This window comes from Pseudomonas nicosulfuronedens (assembly GCF_005877905.1).
In the GTDB taxonomy this organism is placed as follows: Bacteria; Pseudomonadota; Gammaproteobacteria; order Pseudomonadales; family Pseudomonadaceae; genus Pseudomonas; species Pseudomonas nicosulfuronedens.
This window is the reverse complement of sequence record NZ_SWDV01000001.1, coordinates 201611-227690: the sequence shown is the minus strand read 5'-3', so window position 1 is coordinate 227690 and position 26080 is coordinate 201611. Positions and strand designations below refer to the sequence as shown.

Sequence of the window (26080 nt, the reverse complement as noted above, 5' to 3'; positions counted from 1 at the left end):
ACGACAAACGCGCGTTCGCCAGTGTCCGATATTCGAACCAAAAGGGCCGGTCGACCCCGCGATTTCGTTAGCCGGCTATCGGAAGTGGCTATACTGTTTCTGATTGTGTCGGTGAAAAACGCCTGATGGCATTTCACTGGCAAGGGCGGCGAGGGAGTTCCGTCCTCCCGTCCGGGATGCAGTTAAACCGACAAGAGAATCCCCATGAACGCACCTGCCGCACCGCAGTATTCCGCCCACGAGCGCCGCTCGCGCATCCTCGCCATCGTCGGCGCCTCGTCGGGCAACCTGGTGGAGTGGTTCGACTTCTACGTCTACGCCTTCACCGCGCTGTACTTCGCCCATGCCTTCTTCCCGTCGGACGATCCGACGGTGCAACTGCTCAATACCGCCGGGGTCTTCGCCGCCGGCTTCCTGATGCGCCCGATCGGCGGCTGGCTGTTCGGCCGCATCGCCGACAAGAAGGGCCGCAAGACCGCAATGATGATCTCGGTACTGATGATGTGCGGCGGCTCGCTGGCGATTGCGGTGATGCCGACCTACGCCACCATCGGTGTCGCGGCGCCCGCGCTGCTGCTGCTTGCGCGGCTGTTCCAGGGCCTCTCCGTGGGCGGCGAGTACGGCACCAGCGCGACCTACATGAGCGAAGTGGCGCTCAAGGGGCAGCGCGGTTTCTTCGCTTCCTTCCAGTACGTGACCCTGATCGGCGGCCAGTTGCTGGCCGTGCTGGTAGTGGTGATCCTGCAGCAGTTGCTGACCACCGATGAGCTGAAGGACTGGGGCTGGCGCATTCCCTTCGTGGTGGGTGCGATTACCGCAGTGATCGCCTTCTACCTGCGCCGTTCGCTGAGCGAGACCGCCAAGGAGTCCAACCTCAACCGCAAGGAGTCGGGCACCCTCACCGAGCTGTTCACCCACCACAAGCGCGCCTTTTTCACCGTGCTGGGCTTCACCGCTGGGGGCTCGCTGATCTTCTACACCTTCACCACCTACATGCAGAAGTACCTGGTGAACACCGCCGGGATGGACCCGAAGGTGGCCAGCGGCGTGATGACCTTCGCCCTGTTCTGCTACATGTGCATGCAGCCGATCTTCGGTGCGCTGTCCGACCGTATCGGCCGCAAGACCTCGATGCTCTGGTTCGGTGCGCTGGGCATGCTGTGCACCTGGCCGATTCTCGCGGCGCTGAAGACCGTCAGCAGCCCTTACGCCGCGTTCGGCCTGATCATCCTGGCCATGGCCATCGTCAGCCTGTACACCTCGATCAGCGGCCTGATCAAGGCGGAGATGTTCCCGCCGCAGATCCGCGCGCTGGGGGTAGGCCTCTCCTACGCGGTGGGCAACGCGATCTTTGGCGGTTCGGCGGAGTACGCCGCGCTGGGCCTGAAGAGCATTGGCCAGGAAGAGGTCTTCTACATCTACGTTTCGGTCATGTGCGGCGTGGCGTTGCTGGTCTGCCTGCTGCTGCCGGACCTGCGCAAGGTCAGCTACCTCAACGACGAGGACTGACCCGGTCAGTCCTTTGCCCGGCCGCGCAAGGCGTGGTCGGGCAACGACAGCGCAATCAGCAGGGCGAGGGTACCGAAGCCGGCGTTGACCAGGAACAGGTGCCCGAAGACCCCATCCAGTGCCTGCCGCTGTGCCTCATGGCCGTCGCCGCTCAGGCTGGCCAGCAGCGCGCTGGCCGCCAGCCCGTGCCCGGCTTCGCCTGCCAGGGGTTGCAGCATCGCCAGCAGCAGCGCCGACATCAGCGCAATGCCCACCGCGCCGCCCAATGAGCGGAACAGCGTGATGTTGCTGGTGGCCACGCCCAGGTGCTTCATCTCCACCGCACTTTGCGCCGCCACCAGGCTGGTGGGGAACTGCGTGCCAGCAGCGATGCCGGTGAACAGCATGCAGACGCCCGAGAAGAAATACGCGCTCGGTGGCGTCAGCGCCAGGCCAGCAATCGCCAGCGGCATCAACAGCCCGCCACCGACGATCTGCGGCTTGTAACGGCCGATGATCGCGGTCAGCCGGCCGCAGCAGTACGCACCGATGGGCACGCCCATGGCCAGCGGCAACAGGTGCAGCGCCGCGCTGTCAGCACCCGCGCCGGTCACCGACTGAAAGCGCAGTGGCACCAGCACCGACAGCGAGATGACCTGGAAGCTGGCGAAGAAGCTGATCAGCCAGCTCAGGGTGGCCGCCCGAATACCGAACAGGTGCATCGGCACCAGCGGTTCCGGTGCGCGACGCTCCTGCATCACGAACAGCGCAATCAGCACCAGTGCGGCGGCGAACAGCGCGAGCATTTGCGGGTCGTTCCAGCGCGCGCCCTGGCCGACCTCGGTGATCGCCAGCAGCAGGCTGCCCAGGCCGGCAATCATCAGCATCGTGCCGAGGTAGTCGATCACCGGCTTGCGCCCCGGTACCGGCAGGCCGCGCAGGGTCTGGCGCGACACTGCGAGGGCCACCAGGCCCACCGGCAGGTTGATCAGGAACACCCAGCGCCACGACAGGTACTCGGTGAGCAGTCCGCCCAGCACCGGGCCGGCGATGCTCGCCACTGCGTACATGCTGCTGAAGTAGCCCTGGTAGCGACCGCGTTCGCGTGGCGGTACGATGTCGCCGATGATCGCCTGGCTCACCGACATCATGCCGCCGGCGCCGATGCCCTGCAGTACGCGGGCGAGCACCAGCTGCTCCATGCTCTGGGCCGCGCCGCAGAGCAGGGAGGCGAAGGTGAACAGGCCGATGGCGAAGAGCATCAGCCTGCGGCGGCCGTAGAGGTCACCGAGCTTGCCGTAGATCGGCATGGAGATGGTCATCGCCACCATGTAGCCGGAGATGACCCAGGCCAGCAGGTCGAAGTCGCCGAAGCCGGCGGAGATCGCCGGCAGGGACACGGCGACGATGGTCTGGTCGAGTGCACCGAGGAAGATCGCCAGCATCAGCCCGACCAGCACGGTGCGGACCGCCGGACGCGGCTCGGACAAGGTATTCAAGGAAGGCCCCCTTCACTGCAGAGGTGCTCCGGCCGGGATGGGCGCGGGCGAGCCCAGTGTAGTGCAAGGCAGCGACGAACTGTCACGCCGGCGCGATAGTTGCCAGGCAGGAAAGGCTCTATCTCAGGGCTGACAAAGATAGCCAGCGCAGCGGCTGCTACGCTTTACAGGCGAGCTATCTTGCCGTGCTGTCCTTTTTGGGAACGCAACCCGCCGGGGCGTACTCCACTGCAGAGATACCGTCAGGTTCACTGCAGGGATCGGCGCCCGATAGTTTTTCGCGGGCCAGGCCATAGGCGAAGACTATGGAGGTGCTGGTCTATAGTTCTTCAGCCCTGTGACCAGGAGGTTTGCATGAAAGCCAATCTGCCCTCTGAGTTGCTGTCCCTGCAGCTGCCGTTGCGTATCCGCATCGGCGAGGCCCAGGCTTTCGACCTGGGCCCCGACCCGCAGGTAACTCTGGTTGTCCGCGATCCCACGCTGCTGACCGAGATCACCCATCCCAACCTCGATATCCTCGGTCGCGCCTACGTAGAGGGCCGCATGGACATCGAGGGGCCGATGCAGGAAGTGATCGCCACTGCCGACGCCCTCAGCGCTGCGCTGGGCGATGCCGACGACGATGCCGACTACGTGCGCAAGAGTCACGACAAGGCCACCGACGCCGAAGCCATTCACTACCACTACGACCTGTCCAACGCGTTCTACCAGCTCTGGCTCGATCCCGAGATGGTGTACTCCTGCGCCTACTACGAGACCGGCAACGAAAACCTGGCCACTGCCCAGTTGGCCAAGCTGCGCCACCTGTGCCGCAAGCTGCGCCTCAAGCCTGGCGAGAAGCTGCTCGATGTCGGTTGCGGCTGGGGCGGACTGGCGCGCCTGGCGGCGCGGGAGTTCGGCGTGGAAGTGCATGGCATCACCCTCAGCGAGGAGCAACTCAAGCTCGGCCGCGAGCGGGTCGAGGCGGACGGGTTGGAAGGTAAAGTGACCCTGGAATTGCGAGATTACCGCGACCTGCCGCGTGACGGCCGCTACGACAAGGTGGTCAGCGTCGGCATGTTCGAACACGTCGGCCACGCCAACCTGGGCCTCTACTTCCAGCACCTGTACGACGCGGTACGGCCGGGCGGTCTGGTGATGAACCACGGGATCACCTCCAGCAATACCGACGGCCGTCCGGTCGGGCGCGGCGCCGGTGATTTCATCGACCGCTACGTGTTCCCCCACGGCGAGCTGCCGCACCTGTCGCTGGCCGTCGCGCGCATGAGCGAGGCGGGGCTCGAAGTGGTCGACGTCGAAGGCCTGCGCATGCATTACGCGCGCACCCTGGACTTCTGGAGTGCCAATCTCGAAGCCAAACTGGCTGAAGCGGCGAAACTGGTGCCCGACCAGGCTCTGCGCATCTGGCGCCTATACCTCGCCGGTTGTGCATACGGGTTCAAGAAGGGCTGGATCAATCTGCACCAGATTCTCGCCAGCAAGCCGCATACGGACGGCGGCCACGAGGTGCCCTGGAGCCGCCGCGACCTCTACACCTGAGCCTGTTCAGGGACTGCCATCGGGCCCGGCTTGCCGGGCCCGATGCATTTCCGGCGTGGAGCAAAAGGCTTGCATCGAGGGGCTCGGGAGGCTAAACCCCCTTTCCCCACTGACTCTTTGGTAGACGAATCATGGTGAATTTCTTCCCGGACCTGTCCCTTGTCGAACTCTCGCCCGCGCAGGCGCCCTGGTCGCTGTTGCTCAAGGCCGATCCCAGCCGCGAACAGATCGAGAGCTACCTGCCTGACTCCCGCCTGCTGGCGTTGAACGAGGCGGACTCCGTCCGTGGCGTACTGACGCTGACGCCCCGCGAGCCTGGCGTCGCCGAGATCACCAGCCTCGCGGTGGAGGACGAATGGCAAGAGCGCGGCCTGGGCCGGCGTCTGCTGCTGGCGGCCATCGAGCAGGCGCGCGAGGCCGGCTTGCAGCGCCTGACCATCGCCACCGGCAACTCCAGCCTGGCCCAGCTCGGCCTGTACCAGCGCCTGGGCTTCCGCATCGTTGGCATCGAGACGGATCACTTCGTGCGGCATTATCCCGAGCCGATCTACGAGAATGGCATCCAGTGTCGCGACCAGATTCGTCTGGCGCTCGACCTCGGCGCCTAGTCGCGCCTCCAGCGACTCACCGCTACCGCATCGTGGGCGTGCAGGCTTTCCGCATGCACCACGCGCACCTCGAAACCTGACACTTCTTCGCGCTGCAGCAGCGCCCGGTGCAGCCGGCGTGCGGCGTCCTCGCAGAACATCAGGTTCTGCCCGTTGGCCAGGGCGAAGGCCTGTTCGTCGGCGCGTTTCACCGCCGTCTGCACGGCGGTGCCGAGGGCTTCTTCGGCTTGGTCGATCAGCTCGCTGAAGGCGAATGCCCGCGCGGTCGGACCGAGTTGCACCTTCAGCTGTGCCTCGCTGCGCTGGCTGTGCGGCGTGGCGACTATGCCCTGCGGGCTGCCTAGCCAGGCGCGGACCTCGCTGGCCTTCAGTGGTCGGCCGGCGAAGTCGCTGTCGAAGCGCTCCTGGATCAACTGGCGAGCGAGTGCCGCCGAGCACGGGCAGGTCGAGGAATAGGGCAGGCTCAGACGCAACTCCAGCTGCAGCGCATCGTCCTCAAGCTGCACATGGATCTCGCAGGGATAGCGCTTCCAACCGCTCAGCGGGCTGACCAGTGCCGGTCGTCGCAGCATCAGTTCGAAACGCAGTGCCAGGCTGGCGCGGCGGGAGAGCTGCGCGTGGCTGCGGAGAAACTGCTTGAGCAGGTCACGCAGCAGGGTGGGTGAAAGCTCCGCTTCCGCCAGTGCCTCCAGAGCCAGGTACAGCCGTGACATGTGGATGCCGCGCGCCTCCGCTTCGTCGAGGCTGACGCCGGCATCGGCATACGCGGCAACGCGCTCGCCCGCGATACGCAGCGGCGCGGCGATGCCTTGCATGCCGACCCAATCGAGCGGAATGGGCAGGCGGGTGGATTGGCAGGCGATGTCCGGGAGCAGGGAGGTCATGGGCGGGTCACGATCGGCAATTGTTATAATATAACGTATTTGCTTCCCGGCGATCCCGCAATGGTCTTTAGCGAGGCTGCTGCTTGCAGCCGCTGACCCGGCCGCAGGTCAGGCGCGCGCTGTCGCCCGAGGAACTGCTGAAGCGGCTGATGTTGGTCCAGCCGATACCGCGGCTGGTACCAACCCACACCTGGCCATCGCTGGTTACGCCGCTGAAGAAGGTCAGGCTGCCGTAGCGCGTGCCGGTCTGCGCCCAGCGCCGTCCGCTGCTCGCCTCGAAGCCACGCAGGTAGGTGTCGTGGCCCTGGGTGGCGACGCTGTAGAGATTCCCTGAATCGTCCATGCAGGCCAGCACCGAGGCTGACCAGGTGCAGCGCGCCGGCTTTTCGCCGGGAAACGGCAGCGGTGCGGTACCGCTGCCATGGGCGAAGGGAGCGAACAGGCAGAGAAGCAAGGTGCGGCGCAGCATTGAGGGTCTCGGCAGGCGGGTGGAGCGAAGCGTCGATATCGCACGTCGGCAGGCTATTGTCGAGCGTGCATTGTTATAATATAACATAAAAGATCACTCCCTTCCGGAGACGGTCATGACCGAACAGGAACTGCTCGCCCAGCCCGGCGAGGCCTACATGAGCGAGGCGCAACAGGGCTATTTCCGCGCATTGCTGCTGGACCAGCGCGACGAGCTGCAGGTCCGCATCGAAGAAGAATTCCAGGCACTGCAGGACCCCGAGCGGGCCAGCGACGAAGCCGATGTCGCCAGTCGCGAGGAGTCGCGCCAGTGGCAACTGCGCCTGCTGGAACGTGAGAAGAAGCTGCTCGACAAGATCGACCAGGCGCTGGAGCGCCTGGCCCGGGGCGATTACGGCTGGTGCGAGGAAACCGGCGAACCGATCGGCTTGCGCCGCCTGCTGCTGCGCCCCACCGCCTCGCTGTGCATCGAGGCCAAGGAGCGCCAGGAACGGCGCGAACTGCACGTCCGCGAAGCCTGAATTTCCTGGAGAAGCCCACCGTGAACGCCCCACTTCCCGTTACCGTCCTGTCCGGCTTCCTCGGCGCCGGCAAGAGCACGCTGCTCAACCACGTGCTGAAGAACCGTGAAAACCTCAAGGTCGCGGTCATCGTCAACGACATGAGCGAAATCAACATCGACGGCCGCGAGGTACAGCGCGATGTCAGCCTCAACCGGGGCCAGGAGCGCCTGGTGGAGATGAGCAACGGCTGCATCTGCTGCACCCTGCGCGAAGACCTGCTGGAAGAGGTGAGCCGCCTCGCCGGCGAGGGCCGCTTCGACTACCTGCTGATCGAGTCCACCGGCATCTCCGAACCGCTGCCGGTGGCCGAGACCTTCACCTTCCGCGACGAGCAGGGCCGCAGTCTGTCGGACCTGGCGCGGCTGGACACGCTGGTCACGGTGGTCGACGGGCTGAACTTCCTCGCCGACTACCAGGGCGCCGACAGCCTTGCCGAGCGTGGTGAAACCCTGGGCGAGGACGACGAGCGCTCGCTCAGCGACCTGCTGGTGGAGCAGGTGGAGTTCGCCGACGTGATCCTGGTGAGCAAGATCGACCTGATCGGCAGCGCCGAGCGTGACGAGTTGCTGGCTATCCTGCGCCGACTCAACCCCGATGCCGACATCCAGCCCATGGTCATGGGCCAGGTGCCGCTGGCGCGCATCCTCGACACCGGCCGTTTCGACTTCCAGCGCGCCGAGCGGGCGCCGGGCTGGCTCAAGGAGCTGCGCGGCGAGCACCCGCCGGAGACCGAGGCCTATGGCATCTCCTCGGAGGTCTACCGGGCGCGCCGGCCTTTCCACCCGCAACGCTTCCATGACTTTCTCGCCCAGCCCTGGAGCAACGGCCGGCTGCTGCGTTCCAAGGGCTTCTTCTGGCTGGCCAGCCGCTACCGCGAGGCCGGCAGCTGGTCCCAGGCTGGCGGCCTGATGCGTCACGGCCTGGCCGGGCGCTGGTGGCGCTTCGTCCCGCGCGAGCACTGGCCGCAGGACACCACCGAGTTGCAGGGCGTGCTGCGCCACTGGCGCGAGGACAGCGGCGATTGCCGCCAGGAGCTGGTGTTCATCGGCCAGAACCTGGACTTCCCGCGGCTGTTCGGCGAACTGGACCATTGCCTGCTGGACGACGAGGAAATGGCCGCCGGCACCACCGCCTGGAAGCGTCTGCCCGACCCCTTCGAACCCTGGGAGGCCAGCGCCTGATGCTCGCCCTCCAAACCCCTGCCTGGCCGCGCCAGGTGCTTGGCGACGACCCCCAGGTACTAGCCGAAGTGCTCAAGGAAGATGTCAATCTGGCGGTCTGGCAACGCACGCTGTACCCGGAAATCAGTACTTTCGCGGGTTGGTTGAGCACCCAGGGACTGGACCTCAGGCAAAGCCTGGAAGTGCTCGATGAGCGCGTCGAGCTGGGCGACCTGCTGTGCCAGTACGCGATGCTCGATGGCTGCACGCTGTTTCGCAGTGACCTGCAATGGCTGGCCGAAGCCTTCGCCTGCCTGACCGGCGCAAGGCGTATCGGTTTGCGCCTGCGTAGCCTGGACAAGGCCATGTGTCCGCGCTTCCACGTCGATCACGTGCCGCTGCGCCTGGTCACTACCTATGCCGGGCCCGCCAGCCAGTGGCTGGAGGAGTGGGCCATGGCCCGTGCGCGGCTGGGCGATGCGGCGGCAGAACCGGTCAGCCGGGCCGAGATACGTCAGATGTCCGCCGGCGACGTGGGGCTGTTCAAGGGCGAGAAATGGGCCGGCAATCTGGGCGCAGGCATCGTCCACCGCTCGCCGCTGCCGGCGCCGGGTGAGCGCCGCCTGCTGCTGACGCTCGACTGGCTCGGCTGAGGTTTCCCGCGGGCAAAAAAATGGGCCACCCGGGGAGAGCGGCCCAATTCACCAAGATCATGTCCGGCGTGGGGTGCCGGGAGGGTGTGAGGTACCCGCCGACAGTAAGCCCGAGCCGTGTGACAGGGCGATGACCGCTACAGTGGTTTGCGCCAGTGGCCATTGCTCTGCTGCTCGCAGAATGGCTGGAGGACGCGCGCGTCGCTGGCTACGCCGTAGTAGTGGATGTCCTGGCGGTAGGGCACGCCCTGGGTCTGGGCGTTCTCGCAGACACCGAAGGCGCCGCTGGGACAATTTTCGGCGTAGGTCACCTCGACCTTCTGGTCTTTCAGCTGCGGCTGGCAGAAGCCCTCGCGGAAGAGTTTTTCCGGGATGGTGCGGTTCTGCTGGCAGACTTTCACGTCGACGTCCTTGCCCTGGGTGTGCACCACGCAGGCCTCGCCGTGGGCAAGCAGGGGCAGGCAGGCGAGGGCGAGGGGCAGCAACAGGCGCATGATCGATCCGGGGGTGGCGTGACGAAGCCGCGACTCTAGCGCTTTTCCCGGCGAGCGTCAGGCGGCACCATGGGCGAATGTTGAAGCAGATCCCGACTCATCTCATTGCCGGCCCCCTCGGGGCGGGCAAGACCAGCCTGCTGCAGGACTTGCTGGCGCAACGCCCGGCAGGCGAACGCTGGGCTGTGCTGGTCAACGAATTCGGCCAGGTTGGCCTGGACGCCGCGCTGTTATCCCGCGACGAGGATGGCATCGCCCTGGGCGAAGTCGCCGGTGGCTGCCTGTGCTGCGTGAACGGCGCGCCGTTCCAGGTCGGCCTCGGCCGGCTGCTGCGCAAGGCCCGGCCGCAACGTGTCTTCATCGAGCCGTCCGGCCTGGGTCATCCCGCGCAGCTGCTTGCGCAACTGCACGCCGCGCCCTGGCAGGGCGTGCTTGCCGTGCAGCCGCTGGTGATGGTGCTGGATGCCGCCGCACTGGCCGCCGGGCAACTCTTGCCCGAAGCGCAGCAACAGGCGCTGGGCGACGCAGCGCTGTTGCTGATGAACAAGTCCGAAGCCCTGGATGGTGCGGCGCGTGCGGCACTGGTGGCGCGCTTGCCGGAGCTGCCGTTGCGCTGGACGACTCAGGGCCGGCTGTCTCTGGATGAGCTGCCGAGTACATCGATCGAAGCGGTGGGCGCTGATTTGCCGCAGGGCACTTCGCCAGGTGAACCGGCGATGCTATTGCGCCGTGAATCGCCGTTGCGCCAGGTGCGCGTCGAAGAGGGCCGACAGGCGGTCGGCTGGCGCTTCCACCGTGACTGGCGGTTCCGCACCGCCGAGCTGGATGCCTGGCTGGCCGGGCTTCCTGGCCTGTTGCGGGCCAAGGCGGTGCTGCACGGCGAGGACGCCTGGCTGGCCTGCAACCGTACCGTCGGTCCGGCGCCGTGGACGCCCAGCGCCTGGCGCAAAGACAGCCGGATAGAGCTGATCCTGGCCGCTGAGCTTGATCCACAGGCCTTGCAGGACGACCTTTTGCGCTGCGCCATCGCACCGATCTGACAGAGAAGGTTGCCCTCGCGTAACGAGTGAATGATAATAATTATCAGCAGATACTGCTTCGTGAACTCTTCCCGCAGGCTTTCTCATGTCGTTACCCCAACCGCGTAAGGCGGCGGACGCAAGTCCTGCCGTAGACGCTGAGGAACAGCTGTTCACTTCCGCCGCGGCGGATGACGGCGCCCATTTGCCCAGCGTGAACGCCCAGCGCGTCAATGAGGCCACCTTGCGACTCGTCAGTTGTGCGGGCCCCCGCCGCGACGAGGAAGTGGTTCCCGAAGAGGTCCTGATCCCCTATGCCGCGCCGGTTGAAGGGGTGGAAGAAGGCGACCAGCCGCCGCCCCCCGGTGGCTGGTGGAAGTCCTCGGGCCTGGCGATCGCCATGCACGTGGCCATCGTCGCCGCGCTGGTCTGGGTGATGCCCACTCCGGCCGAGCTGAACCTGGGCGCCGGCGAAATGCCCAAGGCCATGCAGGTGAGCGTCGTTACGCTGCCACCCAAGCCCGAAGTTCAGCAGCCTCCCGCCGCCGCACCGACCCCGCCGCCGCCGGAACCCGAGCCGCCCAAGCCGATCGAGCCGCCCAAGCCGGTAGAAAAGCCCAAGCCCAAACCCAAGCCGCCCGAGAAGGCTGTGCCCAAGGTGTCGCCCAAGCCCAAGCCGAAACCCAAGCCCGAGCCGGACCCGGAGCCCGCAGAGGAAGCCGCCGCGCCACCGACCCCGGCCGCCCCGCCGCCGCCCGCCGCGCCGACCGTCGGCCAGTTCACCCAGGGCGCCCAGGCTGCGCCGACCGGCTCGCAAGGCCCTGCCGGCCTGCCCACTGGTAGCCTGAACGACAGCGACATCAAGCCGCTGCGCATGGACCCACCGGTTTACCCGCGCATGGCGCTGAACCGCAGTATCGAAGGCCGGGTGAAGGTGCTGTTCACCATCACCAGCGATGGTCGCATCGCCGATATCCAGGTGCTGGAGTCCTCGCCGCCGCGCATGTTCGACAACGCCGTGCGCGACGCCATGGACAAGTGGCGCTTCGAGCCGCGCGTCAGCGGTGGCCGGATCGTCGCCCGCCAGGCGACCAAGGTGTTCTTCTTCAAGCTCGAAGGGCGTCGCTGACGGCCCTTGCGAGCCCAACAAAAAACGCGCCCAAGGGCGCGTTTTTTGTTGTCAGGCGAACGGCTTCTACAGATGTGGCAGCTCCCTTCGAAGGAGTTGCAGCGCCTCGCGCGCCCCGCCCACGGCGATCTTCGCCGGCACGCCGAGCATCAGGTTCAGCGGCAGGCCGAAGCCCTCGATCTGGTTGCCGTCGCGGTCGCGACTCGGCTCTTCGCCTTGCCACTCACAGGGCAAGCGTTCCGCGCAGCTACCGCCTTCGTCGATGTAGCCGAACAGCGGTTTGCCCAGCGCGGCGGCGTAGCCCAGTTCGAAGGCCGTGCCGCTGTCCGGCTCGGCACCGCGGAAGGGGTTGAGGTTGGCCAGCACCGCATCCGCCTGGCGGATCAGTTCGAGGTTCGCCTGGTAGATCCAGCGAGCCTGTTCGACCGGCTCGACGACTCCCTCCGGCACCGAATGATCCAGCGGGTAGAGCCCCTGCACGCCGAATTCGGCGCACAGGGCCTTGAGCCGCTCGCCCTGCTCGAAGGCATCGGGAAGGAACACGTCGGGGCCGGCGAGGTACAGCTTGAGCATGGTCAGAGTCCCATGAACGACAGCATCAGGAAGGTGGCGAACAGCACGAAGTGGGTCATGCCCTCGATGGCGTTGGTCTTGCCATCATGCAGGTTGTAGCCGGCGACCATCAGGGTGATGAACATCATGCCGGTCTGCAGCGGGGTCATCGCCATCTGGATCGGCTGGCCCTTGAACAGCGCCAGGGCCTCGATCACCGGCACGGTGAGGATCACGGTCGACAGCGAGGCACCCAGGGCGATGTTGACCACCGGCTGCATGCGGTTGGCCATGGCCGCGCGCAGGGCGGTGAGGATTTCCGGGCTGGCGGAGATCGCCGCCACCAGCAGCGCCGGCACGATGGGCGGCACGCCGCTGCCTTCCAGGCCGACGTCGAGAGCCTTGGACATCACCTCCGCCAGCGCGCCGATCAGCACCACGCCGACTACCAGCAGGCCCATGGACTGCTTGCTGTTACCGGGGGCCTCGTGGCCTTCGCCGTGCTCGCCGTGGGTGGCGTAGTTGTAGCTGAAGAAGTAGCTGTGCTGGCCGGTCTGCATGCGCAGGAACAGCGCGTAGAGCATGACCATGCAGCCGATGGTGAAGAACGAGTAGAGCTTCCACTGCTCGGCCGGGATCAGCTCCGGCACCACCATGGAGATGCCCACGGCGGTGAGGATCATGGTCACGTAGGTCTTGCCCGAGTCGTCGTTGTACGACTGCTCGCCGTGCTTCAACCCGCCGAGCAGCGCGGCCAGGCCGAGAATGCCGTTCATGTCGAGCATCACCGCGGCGTAGATGGTGTCGCGCGCCAGGGTCGGCGAGTGGTTGTGGCCCATCATGATCGCCAGGATCACCACCTCCACCAGCACTGCCGCCAGGGTCAGGATCATGGTGCCGTAGGGCTCGCCGACCTTCTCAGCGAGGATCTCGGCGTGGTGCGCCACGCGCAGCGAGACGCCAATGATCACCGCCAGCAGCGCACTGGCGGTGATCCCCGCGAGCAGCTTGCCGCCGCCCAGCAGGCTGTGTTCCAGCGGGTACACCGCAATCGCCACCAGCAGGGCGAGGAGGAGGAATTTTTCTTCTTTGAGCGCGCGCAGCATCGAGGGGGATGTCCATTCCGTAAGAGGCGAGTGCGCCATCTTAGGCAATGCTCGGAAGCCGCACCAGCGGACGCCGGTGCGACAGGGCGGCAGCCCCTCAGTGAGGCAGGCTGGTGCGCTCCAGGAATTGCTTCTGCACGGCGAAGATCTGCTCCGGCAGTGCCCGCAGCGTCTGGTAAGCGCTCGCCAGGTCCTGCGCGAGGAGCTCCTTCTGCGCCTTGTCATCGGTCTCCACATAACGCTTGAGTTGCTGGTAGTAGCCGATCTGCAGTTCGTAGTAATGCGAGAGGCTGCTGGCAAACTTGCTGGCTTCTTCGCTGTGCTGGAGCTGCTGCACCCGGTTCAGGTTCTTCTCGAGTTCGACGATGTGGTCGCCGGGGTTCTTCACCGGTGGAGTGGAGGGCGTCGTGCGACGGGTGTCGAAGTCGCCGTTGATCAAGCCCTCCATGTCCCGGTCAATCCGCTGCAGGTCGCGCAGGAAAGCCGAGGTCACCGCCTCGTTGTACTCCAGGTCGCCAGGTTGCCCGCAGGCCGCCAGGGCCAGGGCCAGCAGCAGTGCCAAAAGAATCTTGTTCATCGGATGGGCCGGGTGAAGGAGGAAACGCGATTCTAAGAAGCGACCCGGTCGGAAGATTTCGCGGATATCTGTCTTTTGCGTCAGAATTATCCCTGTCCACAGCGTGATGGGGCTCGCCGCCCCGCTGCCAATTGCTTGCCGGGTCGGCCTGTGTGCCAATGGCGACGCCTGACCCACCCATAACGAGACCTCACCCATGTACGACTGGCTCAATGCCCTGCCCAAGGCCGAACTGCACCTGCACCTGGAGGGTTCGCTGGAGCCCGAGCTGCTGTTCGCCCTGGCCGAGCGCAACAAGGTCGCCCTGCCGTGGGGTGACGTCGAGAGCCTGCGCAAGGCCTATGCGTTCAACAACCTGCAGGAATTCCTCGACCTCTACTACGCCGGCGCCGATGTGCTGCGTACCGAGCAGGACTTCTACGACCTGACCTGGGCGTACCTGCAGAAGTGCAAGGCGCAGAACGTCATCCACGTCGAGCCGTTCTTCGACCCGCAGACCCACACCGACCGGGGCGTTCCCTTCGAGGTGGTGCTGCGCGGCATCCAGGGCGCGCTCAAGGACGGCGAGAAGCAACTGGGCATCAGCCATGGCCTGATCCTCAGCTTCCTGCGCCACCTGTCCGAGGAAGAGGCGTTCAAGACCCTTGACCAGGCCATGCCGTTCCGTGATGCCTTCATCGCCGTCGGCCTGGACAGCTCCGAGGTCGGCCACCCGCCGAGCAAGTTCCAGCGCGTGTTCGACCGCGCCCGTAGCGAAGGCTTCCTGACCGTCGCGCACGCCGGCGAGGAAGGCCCGCCCGAATACATCTGGGAAGCCCTGGACCTGCTCAAGATCGAACGCATCGACCACGGCGTGCGCGCCATCGAGGACGAGCGGCTGATGCAGCGCATCATCGACGAACAGATCCCGCTGACCGTCTGCCCGCTGTCCAACACCAAGCTCTGCGTGTTCGACCACATGCGCGAGCACAACATCCTCGACATGCTCGAGCGCGGCGTGAAAGTGACGGTGAACTCGGATGACCCGGCTTATTTCGGCGGCTATGTCACCGAGAACTTCCATGCCCTGCACGAGCACCTGGGCATGACCCAGGCTCAGGCCAAGCGCCTGGCGCAGAACAGCCTGGATGCGCGGTTGGTGAAGTAATGAGGTCCGGCGTCGGCCTGTAAGACCCTCTCCCCAACCCTATCCCTGAAGGGGGAGGGTTGGGGAGAGGGGCGCGCAGCACCGAAACTCCCCGAGCTTCCTTCCAAAAGCTCCCGTCCCGATCCGTCCCCTCATCTGGCGCCCGCGACCTTTCGCGCAACACCTGCTACCCCTATAAGAACGCCTCTCCCACCGTCACGAGGTAGCAGCATGAACAGGATCGTCGCCATCACCGGCGGCTTCGGCCATCTGGGTAGCGTGGTCGGCCAGGCGTTCGCCGAGGCCGGCTGGCAGGTCGCCCTGCTCGATCGCGCCGTCGGCCCGCGTTATCCACAGGCAGGTGCGCTGTCCATCGGCGGTATCGACCTCACTGATTCTGCCGCCGCACGCGCCGCGCTGGAGCAGGTCAACGAGCATTTCGGCGGCCTGGACGCGCTGATCAACGTGGCCGGCGGCTTCCACTGGGAAACCCTGGCTGACGGCGACGTCGACACCTGGGACCTGATGTACCGCGTCAACCTGCGCACCGCCGTGGTCTCCAGCCAGGCCGCGCTGGCTCACCTGAAGGAACGCGGGCACGGACGCATTCTCAATATCGCCGCGGCAGCGGCGACACGCGCGGCGCTGGGCATGGGCGCCTATGCCGCGGCCAAGGCCGGCGTCATGCGCCTGACCGAGGCGTTGGCGGAAGAGCTGAAGGACGCGCGCATCACCGTCAACGCGCTGATGCCGAGCATCATCGACACCCCGCAGAACCGGGCCGACATGCCCGAGGCCGAGTTCGATCGCTGGGTGAAGCCGGAGCAGTTGGCGGCGACCTTGCTGTTCCTGGCCTCGGATGCAGCGGCAGCCATCACCGGCGCGTGCATACCGGTGACCGGACGGGTGTGATTGCCTGGTTCTACGCAGGGAGCAGCTCTTCGTAGGAGCGAGCTTGCTCGCGAACGGATTTCCCGGCGACTCCAGTGTGTCGGCGGTTCGCGAGCAAGCTCGCTCCTACAGGGGCCGCAGGGCCAGGATCAAACCGCCCCCACGCTACGCAGGAAAGCCGCCAGGCAAGGGTTGTCGTTATGCGGGCTCCAGGCCGCGCCGTATTCCACCTGCGGCGATTGCGCGATGGCGCGGAAGGCCACGCCGGGCAACTGCATTCGGCGCATCGAGTCCGGTACCAGCGATACACCCAGCCCCTCGGCCACCAGGTTGACGATGGTCTGCTGCAGATGCGTCTCCATGCGCACCGCCGGGGCGAAGCCATGCAGGCGGCAGCAGCCCATCACCGACTCGTGCAGCGCTGGCGCAGTGGCCGGCGGGAAGGTGATGAAGGGTTCGCCGGACAGCTCCGCCACGTCCAGCTCCGCTTCCTGCACCAGGCCGTGATCGGCTGGCAGCACCGCGCACAGCGGTTCGCGCTGCAGCGTGCGGTAGAGCCGCTGGCCCGGTTCGCGCTCGGGGAAGGTCAACGCCACGTCCACTTCGCCGCTATCCAGTGCCGGGCCCAGGTCGCGCGGGAGCATCTCGTTGAGCACCAGCTTCACCTCCGGGTGGCCGTCGGCGAAGGCTTTCAGCAGACGCGGCAACAACGTCCACGCGGCCAGCATGGTGAAGCCGATGCGCAGCTCTCCGCGCTCTCCGCGTGCCGTGGCGCTCGCCGAACGCACGGCGAGGTCGAGGCCGGCGAGCAGCGCTCGGGCGTGCTGCTGGAAGTCGCGGCCGGCGGCGGTCAGCTCCACCGAGCGCGAATGCCGGGCGAACAGCGGCGTGCCCAGTTCTTCTTCCAGCGCGGCGATCTGCCGGCTCAGCGGTGGCTGGGTGATGTGCAGCGCCTCGGCGGCGCGGCCGAAGTGCAGGTGCTCGGCAAGGGCGATGAAATAGCGCAACTGGCGGAAGTCGATCATCGATACGGATTGGGTATGAATGGGCATCCTAGTAAGCATTGGACGGTATCGATTGGCAACCCTATGCTCGCCTGCCGCTCCCGCTCTCCAGGTTCCCTGCCATGCACACCGTGTTCGCCGTCGTCCTGCCGATCTTTGCGCTGATCCTGGTGGGCTGGTTGTGCCGGCGTACCAAGCGACTCGGCCCGCAGGCGGCGTCGGAGGTGAACAAGCTGGTGGTCTGGCTGTGCCTGCCGGCGTTGCTTTTCAAGGTCACCGCCACAGCGACCTGGGCGGAAATCTGGCAGCCAGGTTTCCTTGCCGCTTTCACCGGCGGCTGCCTGCTGGTGTTCTTCGCCACATTGGTCTGGCGCCTGCTGCAGGGGCGACCGCTGCCGGCGGCCAGCATCGACGGCCTCAGTGCGTCCTACGCCAACACCGGCTACATGGGCATCCCGCTGTGCCTGCTGGTGTTCGGCCAGGACGGGCTGGAGCCGGCACTGATCGCCTCCCTGCTGGTGGTCTGCGTGCTGTTCGCCATCTCGGTGGTGTGCATCGAGGTCGGCCTGCAGGAGGAAAAGCACATCGGCCGCGCCGTGTGGGTGGTGACCAAGGCGCTGGGCAAGAACCCGCTGGTGGTGTCGCCGATCATCGGCGGGTTTTGGGCGGTGGCGGGCATGGGTCTGCCTGCGCCGTTGCTGCACTTCCTCGACATGCTCGCCGCTGCCACCACACCCTGCGCGCTGGTCTCCCTCGGCCTGTTCCTGGCGCAGCGCCAGGAGGGCGGCGAGCAGGTTGGTGCCTGGCCGCTGGTATTGATCAAGCTGGTGGGCCAGCCGCTGCTCACCGGGTTCCTTGCCTACAAGGTCTTCGACCTGCCGCCGCTGTGGGCGGATTCGGCGCTGCTGCTCAGCGCGCTGCCCACCGGCACCGGACCGTTCATGCTCGCCGAGTACTACCAGCGTGAGGCGGCGGTGGTGTCGCGGAGCATTCTGCTGTCCACCCTGGGGTCGTTGGTGACGCTCTCGCTGTGCCTGCTGTGGATTGCCCGCTGAGCCCTGGCGCAATCGTTCGGGAGGGGATTGATCGTAGGATGGGTGGAGCGCAGCGATACCCATCGATTCGGCGCGCGGACAGCATGGGTATCGCAAGCTCCACCCATCCTGCAAAGCCGCGTCGCCGGGCATAAAAAAACGGACCGGCCATCGCGGGGATGGCGGTCCGTTGCGCAAACGCAGGGGACCGTCACCGGGGAAAGGTGACGATCCAGACGCAGCCCCTCAGGCGTATGGCCCGAATTGCGTCAACGTTGCGATCAAGCCGGTTCGGTCAGCGCGCCCGCAGCGCGCTCGGATCGTTGGCGGCCGGAGATCCGGTGGGCGTCGCCCGCCGGAGCTGTGCCCTTGTCGTAGGGCTTGGCCAGCAGCATGTAGAGCCAGCCCGCGCCCAGCACCACGACGGTGGTGAGGATCATCGAGTAGTTGATGTACCAAGGTGCATCCGGGCTGCGCGGCCAGACCATGTTGACGATGGCGCCCAGGCCGTAGATCAGCGCGCCGACGTTCACCAGCGTGCCCCACGGGCCGAGGGTGAACTGGCCGCCGGGCACCCAGCCCTTGGCACGGGCGATCAGCGCAGCGATCACGATCAGCTGGAAGGCCACGTAGATGCCGATGGCGGCGAAGCCGACGATGGTCGCGGTCGCATCGGCCATGAACAGGCCCAGGCAGACGATGGCCGCCGGCACGACGCCGCTGACCACCAGCGCGGTGGACGGCACATGATTGGCGGACAGGCGCTGCAGTACGCGGCTGCCGACGATCATCTCGTCGCGGGCATAGGCGAACAGCAGGCGGCTGGCGGCGGCCTGCAGGCTGAGCACGCAGGAGATGAACGACACCAGCACCACTGCCATCACCAGGCGCGAGCCCACCGGGCCGAACGCGTTGGCCAGGATCGTGGAGACCGGATCGGTATCCTCGCCGTTGAGCACCTTGTGCATATCCGGCACCGAGAGGATCAGCGCCAGGCAGGCGAACATTGCGGCGGCGCCACCGATGTAGATGGTCATGCGCATCGCCTTGGGAATGCGCTTGCCGGGGTTGGGGGTTTCCTCGGCGACGTCACCGCAGGCCTCGAAGCCGTAGTACTGGAACAGGCCGGCGAGGGAGGCGGCGAGGAACGCCGGCAAGTAGGAGCCGTTGCTGCCCAGATCGAAGGTATCGAACAGCACGCTGAAGCTCTGGTGGCGCTCGAAGATCAGCAGGTAGCCGCCGACCAGGATTGCGCCGATCAGCTCGCAGAGGAAGCCGAACATCGCGACCCGCGCCAGCAGCTTGGTGCCCACCAGGTTCAGGCCGGTGGAAACCAGGATCAGCACCAGGGCAATGTAGATGCTGACGTCGGCGCTCGGCTCGAAGCCCAGCAACGCGGCAAGGTACGGACCGGCGCCGACGGATACGCCGGCAATGGTCGCGCACAGCGCCCAGGCGTAGACCCAGCCGACCATCCACGCCCAACGCTTGCCCACCAGGCGTCGCGCCCAGGGGTAGACGCCACCGGAGATGGGGAACTGCGAGACGATCTCGCCGAAGATCAGGCACACCAGCAACTGGCCCAGGCCGATCAGCAGGTAGGACCAGAACATCGGCGGCCCACCGGCGGCCAGGCACAGGCCGAACAGGGTGTAGACGCCCACGACGGGCGACAGATAGGTGAAGCCCAGGGAGAAGTTCTCCCACAGGCTCATGCTGCGTTCGAAGTTGGAGCTGTAGCCGAGGGCGGCGAGCTGCTCGGCATCTTGATCGGTAACGCCAGCGGCACGCTTGGCAGGGGACCCACTCATCGTTGTTTCCTCTCAGGGGGTTGATGGGCAGAAGGCAATCGGCCGGCGGGCCTCACGACGCCCGCCGGTTCCCTTTTCGGGTTTGTAGTTGTGTGTTTTTGCTAGGCGCTTACTGGCCGTCGTCGTACTGCGAGAGCCACTCCACGGCCTGCTGGTGGTAGCGGGTGAAGCCCTTGTAGTCGACCAGCTGCTGGTCGAGGGACTTGAGCACGCGGTGCATGCGCTTGGCCCACGCCGGGTTGGTGGCGATGTCTTCCAGGCTCAGCAGGTAGGTGCGGATCGGGAACACGATGGCGTTGCTGCGCGGCAGACGGTGCAGCGGTTGCAGCTCGATGCGCAAGTAGACCTTTTGCCCTGCGTTCTCGGCGGTCACCGTGGTGCGGTCCGGCGCCCATTCGGGCAGGGACTCGGCGGACACATCCAGGCGCGGGTTGACGGTCAGCGACCAGTTCAGGCGGCGCACCGGGTGGCCGTTGCGCAGGCGCAGGAGGAACTTCAGCGCGCGGTCGAGCATGCCGGTTTCCTTTACCAGCGGCACCGGGCCGTGGAACTCGTGCCAGGCCATGCCCAGGTTGAAGCGCAGCGAATAGTCGGCGCGCTGGGTGGCGATGCCCGCGCCCCAGTACAGGGTGCCGTCGCGCTCTTCCTGCAGCACCCAGTCACCCTGGGCCTGACGGGTGACGTACTCCATCGGCTCGTAGGGCAGGGTCGACGGATCACCGAAGGTGAAGGTGTCGTCGATGTTCAGCAGCTTGTTGGTCCAGTGCCAGCGGGTGCCGTCCTTCTCCAGGGAGAAGTACTCCGGGTAGTCCTTGGCGTAGGCCTCCATGATCAGCTCGAGCAGGTCCCACTGCGCCTCCATCATGTGCGGCGCGGAGACGTAGTGCATGCCTGGGTCCTTCTCCAGGGTGATCGCACGGTCGCGGCACTCGCTGATGTAGTGCTCGTCGATGTCGAACACCGCGCGGAAGGCGTCATTGCCCACGCTGACGTGCGGCTCCAGGTTCATCGAGTACATGTACTCATCGTCCGGGAAGGGCCAGGGCGCGCGGTCGATGCAGGCCTGGCTGTTGGCGTAGGTGTAGTCGTCGCGGTAGGTTTCGTCGGGGCGGAATTGGATGGTCATGGTCGTTCTCCGGCTCAGCAGTCGATGACCAGCCGCGAGCACTTGGCACGCGACACGCAGGGCATGATCTTGTTGTTGGCGGCCTTGTCCTCGTCGGACAGCCAGTCGTCGGTGTGGAGGATTTCTCCGTCCAGTTCGAGGACGTTGGTCTCGCACATGCCGCAGGCGCCGCCGCGACACAGGTAGGGGATTTCGTGGCCGGCGGCCTCGGCGGCCTCCAGCAGGCTCTGGTCGGGCGACACGTCGATGGTCGCGCCGCTGCGCGCCAGGGTGACCTGGAACGCCTCGCCGACGCTGCCCTGTTCGAGGAAGCGTTCGTAGTGGATGTGGCTGTCGGTCCAGCCGTGGGCATGGGCGGCATCGATGGTCGCCTGGATCATGCCCTCGGGGCCGCAGACGTAGACGTCGCTGCCCAGCGGGCGGTCGGCCAGCACGGCGGAAATATCCAGGCGCTCGCCACGCTCATCGCGGTACAGGCGTACGGCGTCACCGTATTCCTGCAGCAATTCCTCGCCCAGTCGCGCATGGGCATCGCCGCGCACCGCCAGGTGGACTTCGAAGGGCGTGCCGCGCAGGCGCAGCTCGGCCAGTTGCGAGCACACCGGAGTGATACCCACGCCGCCGGCGATGAACAGGTGCAGGCGCGCATGCTTGCTCAGCGGGAACAGGTTCACCGGGCGGAGGATTTCCAGCTCGTCGCCTTCCTTCACCACGTCATGCATGTGCTTCGAACCGCCGCGGCCTTCTTCCACCCGGCGCACGGCGATCTGGTAGGCGCTGGCGTCGTAGGGCGAACTCATCAGCGAGTAGGCGTTGCGGTAGGTGCCGCTGGCGTGGGGCATCAGCACCACGACGTTGCTGCCGCCGGAGAATGGGGTCAGGTGCGCGCCGTCGGTGGAGGCCAGGGTGAAGCGCTTGATCTCCGGAGTCACCTGCTCGATGCGGGTGACGCGGACATTCAGGGTTCCGTTGGACTGGCTCATGTGTCGAGCTCCTCGGCTTCCGGCAGCTCGCCGGGGACTTCGGCGTCGGCCTTCACCGCCTGGAAGGCGGCGAGGCGGCGGGAGTAGTGGTCGCGGACCACCAGGGTGCGGGCGCAATGCGGGCAGTCGAATACGCGCTGGGTGACGTTCTCGGTGTAGCCGTCGCAATGCACGCACCAGACGCGACGCACGAAGGAGCCGGCGTGCTCGCGCAGCACTTCGTCCCTGTTCAGGTTGATCGCGTCGGCGGCCTGCATGGCGGTGCCGATGAAGCTCTCGGAGCCGGCCAGGTACAGGCGGGTACCCATGCGTGACTGGCCCAGCAGGGCGTGCAGGTCATCGACCAGCGCGCGGTTGCTCGGGTAGATCGACAGCTCGATGTCAGTGATGTCGCGCAGCGCGGCGAGGTGATCCTGGCCGGAGAACGATTCGCTGGAATACAGCACGCGGATGGGCGCGGTGCGCGGCATGTCGGCGAGCAGACGGAGCATGGCGCCGCCGCCGCTGCCCTGGCCGGCAATGATGTGGTGGTTGCCACCGGCGAGCGGGCGCAACTGGTCATAGACCGGCCGGCTCTTGATACCTGTGATGAGCATTATTCTTGTGCCTCCAGAACTGCCGGCGCTCTGTGGTCAGAACGCCAGCGCGATTCGAGGACCCGTGCACGGTCGCGGGTCGAAGGAGACAGGGCACAGACTGTGCCAAGTAGTTAAGTTGTTGAAATTAAAGGATAAATATAAAAACTCAAAGTGCGGGTGTAAGCAGAAATGACAACGCCTGTAGGCAGGCTTGCAGCGGTGGATTGTCGCAGGGGCGTTTCTGCAGGAGAGGCGCAAGCCGCGTGACCCATCAGTCGCGCGCAGGCGAGAAAGGAGAATGGATCTTGTAGGAGCGGATCTTATCCGCGATTCGGCCGACAGGCCGGTGATCGAGGCATTGCACCGTGTCGCGTTGATCGCGGAGAAGCTCCGCTCCTACAAAAGCAGCGGCAAGCGCTCAGTCGTCGCGCTGCAACTTGCGAATCAGCGTGCCGACATCGATGCCCAGGTGGATCGCCGCCTTGCGCTTGCTGCCGCACAGGCGCACCGCGCGCAGGATCACCTGGCGCTCGTAGCGTTGCACCTGGGCCTTGAGCGGCTGGTCGTCGATGGCCGCAGCCGGCTCGTCGAGCGCGACGGGGCTGCCGGCTGGCGGTGCGCCGAGCAGTTCCGGCGGCAGGTGCAGCTCTTCCGCCACATCGTCGGCCAGCACGGCGAGGCGCTCGAAGATGTTCACCAGCTCGCGGATATTGCCGGGGTAGTCGTAGGCCAGCAGGCGTTCTCGACAGCCCGAGGCAAGTCGCAGCGGCGGCTGGCGGTCGCGGTTGATGCGCGCCAGGAGGATATCCATCAGCACCGGCAGGTCGTCGCGGTGGGCGCGCAGCGGCGGAATCTCCACCGGCAGTACGGCCAGGCGGTAGTAGAGGTCGGCGCGGAATTCGCCGGCCGCCACCTGGGCGCGCAAGTCCTTGTTGGTGGCGGCGATCACCTGCACCTGGACCTGTTTCGACAGCGGCGAACCCACCGGCTGGATGGTGCCGTCTTCCAGGAACTTGAGCAGCTTGGCCTGCACCTGCAGCGGGATCTCGCCGATCTCGTCGAGGAACAGCGTGCCGCCCGAGGCGCTTTCGATATAGCCGCGCTTGCCCGACTGCAGCGCGCCGGTGAAGGCGCCGCGCTCGTAGCCGAACATCTCCGACTCGAACAGGGTTTCCGGGATGCTCGCGCAGTTCACGTCGATGAAGGGCCGGTCGCCCCAACCGGCGGCGCGGTGGATGTGCCGGGCGATAGCGGTCTTGCCGACGCCGGGCTCGCCGAGCAGCAGCAGGCGCGCGCGGCGGCGGAAGGCGCGCACGCCCATGTCGGCGATGGAGGAGAGCAGCGGCGACATGTGCAGGGCATTGTCCTGCGGGTCGCCCAGGCCCTGCAGGTCGGTGGTCGAAGCGCGCCCGGAAGGGCTGCGCAGGCTGCCGGCGGTGCCCGGCTCGTATTCGCGCTGGATCAGCAGGCAGTAGGGCTTCTCATAGGCCGTCGTCGGCACCGCCTGGGCGCGGGTGAGGAACACCCGGCCATCGCGCGAGCGGGTCAGCGCGCTCTTGCCGCCACGGCGCAGGGCCTGCTGGAAGTCGTCGAACTGCAGCGCCGAGCGCTGGAAGAAGTCCACGTCCGGCAGGCCCAGTACATCGACGCGGGTGACGCGGTTGACGCGTTCTGCCGCGAGGTTGATGAAGCGCACCCGCGAGTCGCCGTCGCAGACGATCAGCGCCTCGCTGAAACTGTCGAGCAGGGCGTGCAGCGCGGGTGTTTCCAGCAGCGCGGAGAGCATCTCCGCCGACGCACTGACCGACGAGCGCATGCCCATGCGCAAGGGCGCGAAGAAGCCTTCTTCGCTCATGCTTCTTTGCTCATGGATGCAGCTCCGTCGCCTTGTTCGCCAAGCGCAGCACGAAGACGCGCCAGGCCACGCCCTCACGGATAAGGATGCGCGAGCAGTGGCTGTTGAAGGACTGGTAGTTGCCGAACTGGTCGGGCAGGTCGAGCACCTGCCAGGTGCGTTCGGGGAGCGGCATGCGGTTCAGCGTCGAGGCCAGCCCGGCCGCGCGAGTGATGCCGAAGGTCTGCTCGAAGGCGGCGTTACGCCATTGCGGCTGGGCCGCCTCGTCGATCACCAGCACGGCGTCGGGCACCGCGTCGAACACTCGGCGCAGCGCTTCAATGCGCTGCTCGGCGTCGTGCTGCATGCGCAGCTCCTGGCTGACGTCGCGCAGGCTGCCCCACATGCGCAGCAGGCGGCCGTTGTGGATGCTGGCGCGCACGTCGTTCTCCACGTAGGCCGGCGAGCCGTCGTGGCGGCGGTCGACCGACAGTGCGCCATCGACGTGGAATTCCGCTTCGATCAGGCGCCGCACGAACTCTTCGTTGGCGGGGCTGCGCGGCCAGTACAGGCGCACCGGTTGCTCGCTGAAATCGACGTCGGCGGGCATCTCGTAGATGTTGGCCATGGCGCGGTTGCACATGCGCCAGTAGGAGCGGTTTTCGAACACCTGGCGGACGATCTCGTCGGGCGTCTCGCGCACGTCCACCGATTCGGCGAACTCGATGCACCAGTAGGCCACCCGTGCGCTGAAGAGCATCTGGCTCATCACTTCGTTGGCGCTCTGCAGTTCGCCCAGGCGGCGGCTGATCGGCCCCAGCGGCATCTTCACCAGGTGCAGGCGCGCCGGCTCGCCGTCGCGCCATTGCAGCACGCCGCTGGCGAGCACCGGCAGCAGGCCGCCGTTGTGGCGGATCAGCGTCAGCTCCAGGTCCTGCACACGCTCGTCCGCCGGCGGGCTGGCGAACAATTGCATCAGCGCGTTCAGCGAGTCGGCGGTGTAGATCAGCTCGGCGGCCTGGCCATCGAGCGAGCCGGGCGCGTAGCCGAGCTGGTCGGTCTGTTCGGCGGAAACTTCGATGAAGCGTCCCTGGGACGTCAGGCTGTCGGACAGCAGCAGGCCCCTGTCCAGCAGCAGTTTCAGCGGGTCCATTTGTCCCTCCAAGGCAGATCTCCGGTGCAAATTTCCAACACGACGGTGCGGCCGCCAGGCGGTCCGCAGGATGAGCAAAGCATGTTGCATGCCAGCCGGAAACGCCCAGACGCCGTGGGGTGGCGTGGAGGGGTGTATGCAAAATCGCAGCACTCTGCGCATTCGCGCAGCGCATCGGGGCAGATTACCTGCTGCGTCATTGCAGCAGCGCGCCGGGCGATGGAAGGCGCGGTGGTTTCGCGCCAAATACTGGCCAGTTGATAGCTTTTGAGTTCGTTTGAGCCGCTGTCGCTGCTAGGATGCGCGCGCGTTTCGTTCCCCGAGGCGCCCGTCCCAGAGCCCGTTCCCTACAAGAGGCCGCCATGCGCAAGCACCGTCGTTTGACCTTCCGCCACATCGGCCAGATCAACGTGACCAACCGCCTGAGCGGCGACCCCATGGGGGTGGTCCTGGACGTCTCGATGGGTGGCCTGCGTCTGGTGACCGAGGAGCCGCTGGCGCCGGGCAGCTGCTACGACATGCGCCTGGAGATTCCGGTGCGCGAGGATCACACCCGCTCGGTGGACATCACCGCAATCTGCCAGTGGTCGAAGAAGGACGCGAAGAACGTGCGCTTCGAACAGGGCTTCAAGCTGGACCGGCCGAGCGCGGCATTCACCGAGCTGGTGACCTCGATGTCGGTGAGTTTCAATCGCAGTCTGCTGGGGCGGGCGCGGTTGTCTTGAAGGGGTAGCCCGGCGCTCGGGCTGGCCCTCTCCCTAACCCTCTCCCTGAAGGGAGAGGGGACTGTCCCGAGCGGGC

The 26080-nt window shown here is 66.3% G+C and carries 26 protein-coding genes; 12 read left to right on the top strand and 14 right to left on the bottom strand.

Annotated features, from left to right (window positions below; all coding sequences use genetic code 11):
- Positions 1-204 precede the first annotated feature (204 nt).
- Positions 205-1509 carry an MFS family transporter gene (locus FAS41_RS01155; protein WP_138519886.1) on the top strand — a complete coding sequence of 435 codons (1305 nt, stop codon included), beginning with the start codon at positions 205-207 and terminating at the stop codon, positions 1507-1509.
- Positions 1510-1514: 5 nt separating this feature from the next.
- Here the strand turns inward: FAS41_RS01155 and FAS41_RS01150 are convergent, their stop codons facing one another.
- Entirely contained in the window at positions 1515-2987 is a 1473-nt protein-coding gene (locus FAS41_RS01150; RefSeq protein WP_138519885.1) for an MDR family MFS transporter, read from the bottom strand.
- A 354-nt stretch (positions 2988-3341) separates the two neighbouring features.
- Between FAS41_RS01150 and cfaB the strand changes: the two genes are divergently transcribed.
- Complete coding sequence (gene cfaB / locus FAS41_RS01145; protein ID WP_138519884.1) at positions 3342-4526, top strand: C17 cyclopropane fatty acid synthase CfaB; 1185 nt, start codon at positions 3342-3344, stop codon at positions 4524-4526.
- A 131-nt stretch (positions 4527-4657) separates the two neighbouring features.
- Positions 4658-5134 carry a GNAT family N-acetyltransferase gene (locus FAS41_RS01140; protein ID WP_138519883.1) on the top strand — a complete coding sequence of 159 codons (477 nt, stop codon included), beginning with the start codon at positions 4658-4660 and terminating at the stop codon, positions 5132-5134.
- On the opposite strand, the gene folE2 is transcribed toward FAS41_RS01140, so the two are convergent.
- Positions 5131-6018 (bottom strand): GTP cyclohydrolase FolE2, encoded by an 888-nt coding sequence (gene folE2 / locus FAS41_RS01135; protein WP_138519882.1) that lies wholly within the window; start codon positions 6016-6018, stop codon positions 5131-5133. The two genes, FAS41_RS01140 and folE2, sit on opposite strands and share 4 nt — an antisense overlap.
- 67 nt (positions 6019-6085) lie before the next feature.
- The gene (locus FAS41_RS01130; protein WP_138519881.1) at positions 6086-6487 is read right to left on the bottom strand and encodes a hypothetical protein; all 402 of its coding nucleotides are present in this window, start codon (positions 6485-6487) and stop codon (positions 6086-6088) included.
- Between the two features lie 115 nt (positions 6488-6602).
- Here FAS41_RS01130 and dksA point away from each other — a divergent pair, with 115 nt between their 5' ends.
- From dksA to FAS41_RS01115, 3 genes are read left to right on the top strand one after another with little or no spacing between them, the layout of a single operon-like run.
- Positions 6603-7007, top strand: coding sequence for an RNA polymerase-binding protein DksA (gene dksA / locus FAS41_RS01125; protein ID WP_138519880.1), 405 nt, complete (start codon positions 6603-6605; stop codon positions 7005-7007).
- Between the two features lie 20 nt (positions 7008-7027).
- Positions 7028-8230, top strand: coding sequence for a zinc metallochaperone GTPase ZigA (gene zigA / locus FAS41_RS01120; protein ID WP_138519879.1), 1203 nt, complete (start codon positions 7028-7030; stop codon positions 8228-8230).
- The gene (locus FAS41_RS01115; protein ID WP_138519878.1) at positions 8230-8862 is read left to right on the top strand and encodes a DUF1826 domain-containing protein; all 633 of its coding nucleotides are present in this window, start codon (positions 8230-8232) and stop codon (positions 8860-8862) included. The genes zigA and FAS41_RS01115 overlap by 1 nt, the downstream gene beginning before the upstream one ends.
- A gap of 137 nt (positions 8863-8999) precedes the next feature.
- On the opposite strand, the gene FAS41_RS01110 is transcribed toward FAS41_RS01115, so the two are convergent.
- On the bottom strand, positions 9000-9356 hold the full coding sequence (locus FAS41_RS01110; RefSeq protein ID WP_138519877.1) for an NADH:ubiquinone oxidoreductase: 357 nt from the start codon (positions 9354-9356) through the stop codon (positions 9000-9002).
- A 77-nt stretch (positions 9357-9433) separates the two neighbouring features.
- Between FAS41_RS01110 and FAS41_RS01105 the strand changes: the two genes are divergently transcribed.
- Together FAS41_RS01105 and FAS41_RS01100 are read left to right on the top strand one after the other, a co-directional pair.
- Positions 9434-10396 carry a CobW family GTP-binding protein gene (locus tag FAS41_RS01105; RefSeq protein ID WP_138519876.1) on the top strand — a complete coding sequence of 321 codons (963 nt, stop codon included), beginning with the start codon at positions 9434-9436 and terminating at the stop codon, positions 10394-10396.
- Positions 10397-10481: 85 nt separating this feature from the next.
- On the top strand, positions 10482-11504 hold the full coding sequence (locus FAS41_RS01100) for an energy transducer TonB (protein ID WP_138519875.1): 1023 nt from the start codon (positions 10482-10484) through the stop codon (positions 11502-11504).
- 66 nt (positions 11505-11570) lie between these two features.
- Here FAS41_RS01100 and FAS41_RS01095 read toward each other — a convergent pair whose 3' ends face one another.
- The 3 genes from FAS41_RS01095 to lptM form a co-directional block, all read right to left on the bottom strand.
- A complete protein-coding gene (locus tag FAS41_RS01095; RefSeq protein WP_138519874.1) occupies positions 11571-12077 on the bottom strand; it encodes a nucleoside 2-deoxyribosyltransferase in 507 nt (168 codons plus the stop codon).
- 2 nt (positions 12078-12079) lie between these two features.
- Complete coding sequence (locus FAS41_RS01090; RefSeq protein WP_138519873.1) at positions 12080-13162, bottom strand: calcium:cation antiporter; 1083 nt, start codon at positions 13160-13162, stop codon at positions 12080-12082.
- A 97-nt stretch (positions 13163-13259) separates the two neighbouring features.
- Positions 13260-13739, bottom strand: coding sequence for an LPS translocon maturation chaperone LptM (gene lptM / locus FAS41_RS01085; RefSeq protein ID WP_138519872.1), 480 nt, complete (start codon positions 13737-13739; stop codon positions 13260-13262).
- A gap of 196 nt (positions 13740-13935) precedes the next feature.
- On the opposite strand from lptM, the gene FAS41_RS01080 reads away from it, so the two are divergent.
- Positions 13936-14886, top strand: coding sequence for an adenosine deaminase (locus tag FAS41_RS01080; protein WP_138519871.1), 951 nt, complete (start codon positions 13936-13938; stop codon positions 14884-14886).
- A 210-nt stretch (positions 14887-15096) separates the two neighbouring features.
- Entirely contained in the window at positions 15097-15777 is a 681-nt protein-coding gene (locus tag FAS41_RS01075; RefSeq protein ID WP_138519870.1) for an SDR family NAD(P)-dependent oxidoreductase, read from the top strand.
- Between the two features lie 128 nt (positions 15778-15905).
- On the opposite strand, the gene FAS41_RS01070 is transcribed toward FAS41_RS01075, so the two are convergent.
- On the bottom strand, positions 15906-16808 hold the full coding sequence (locus FAS41_RS01070) for a LysR substrate-binding domain-containing protein (protein WP_246084799.1): 903 nt from the start codon (positions 16806-16808) through the stop codon (positions 15906-15908).
- A 74-nt stretch (positions 16809-16882) separates the two neighbouring features.
- On the opposite strand from FAS41_RS01070, the gene FAS41_RS01065 reads away from it, so the two are divergent.
- Entirely contained in the window at positions 16883-17815 is a 933-nt protein-coding gene (locus tag FAS41_RS01065; protein WP_138519869.1) for an AEC family transporter, read from the top strand.
- Positions 17816-18075: 260 nt separating this feature from the next.
- Here FAS41_RS01065 and FAS41_RS01060 read toward each other — a convergent pair whose 3' ends face one another.
- The 6 genes from FAS41_RS01060 to FAS41_RS01035 all read right to left on the bottom strand — a co-directional run bounded on the left by FAS41_RS01060 (position 18076) and on the right by FAS41_RS01035 (position 25279).
- Complete coding sequence (locus FAS41_RS01060; protein ID WP_138519868.1) at positions 18076-19605, bottom strand: APC family permease; 1530 nt, start codon at positions 19603-19605, stop codon at positions 18076-18078.
- Positions 19606-19714: 109 nt separating this feature from the next.
- The gene (locus tag FAS41_RS01055) at positions 19715-20731 is read right to left on the bottom strand and encodes a heme-dependent oxidative N-demethylase family protein (protein ID WP_138519867.1); all 1017 of its coding nucleotides are present in this window, start codon (positions 20729-20731) and stop codon (positions 19715-19717) included.
- A gap of 14 nt (positions 20732-20745) precedes the next feature.
- The gene (locus tag FAS41_RS01050) at positions 20746-21714 is read right to left on the bottom strand and encodes a PDR/VanB family oxidoreductase (protein WP_138519866.1); all 969 of its coding nucleotides are present in this window, start codon (positions 21712-21714) and stop codon (positions 20746-20748) included.
- Positions 21711-22310 carry a dimethylamine monooxygenase subunit DmmA family protein gene (locus tag FAS41_RS01045; RefSeq protein ID WP_138519865.1) on the bottom strand — a complete coding sequence of 200 codons (600 nt, stop codon included), beginning with the start codon at positions 22308-22310 and terminating at the stop codon, positions 21711-21713. Before FAS41_RS01045 ends, FAS41_RS01050 begins: the two co-directional genes overlap by 4 nt.
- A 400-nt stretch (positions 22311-22710) precedes the next feature.
- Positions 22711-24147, bottom strand: a complete 1437-nt coding sequence (locus FAS41_RS01040; protein ID WP_138519864.1) for a sigma-54 interaction domain-containing protein — start codon at positions 24145-24147, stop codon at positions 22711-22713.
- A 10-nt stretch (positions 24148-24157) separates the two neighbouring features.
- Positions 24158-25279: a PAS domain-containing protein gene (locus FAS41_RS01035; RefSeq protein WP_138519863.1), complete on the bottom strand. Its 1122-nt coding sequence runs from the start codon at positions 25277-25279 to the stop codon at positions 24158-24160.
- 362 nt (positions 25280-25641) lie between these two features.
- Here FAS41_RS01035 and FAS41_RS01030 point away from each other — a divergent pair, with 362 nt between their 5' ends.
- Entirely contained in the window at positions 25642-26004 is a 363-nt protein-coding gene (locus tag FAS41_RS01030) for a PilZ domain-containing protein (RefSeq protein ID WP_088415807.1), read from the top strand.
- Positions 26005-26080: the final 76 nt, after the last annotated feature.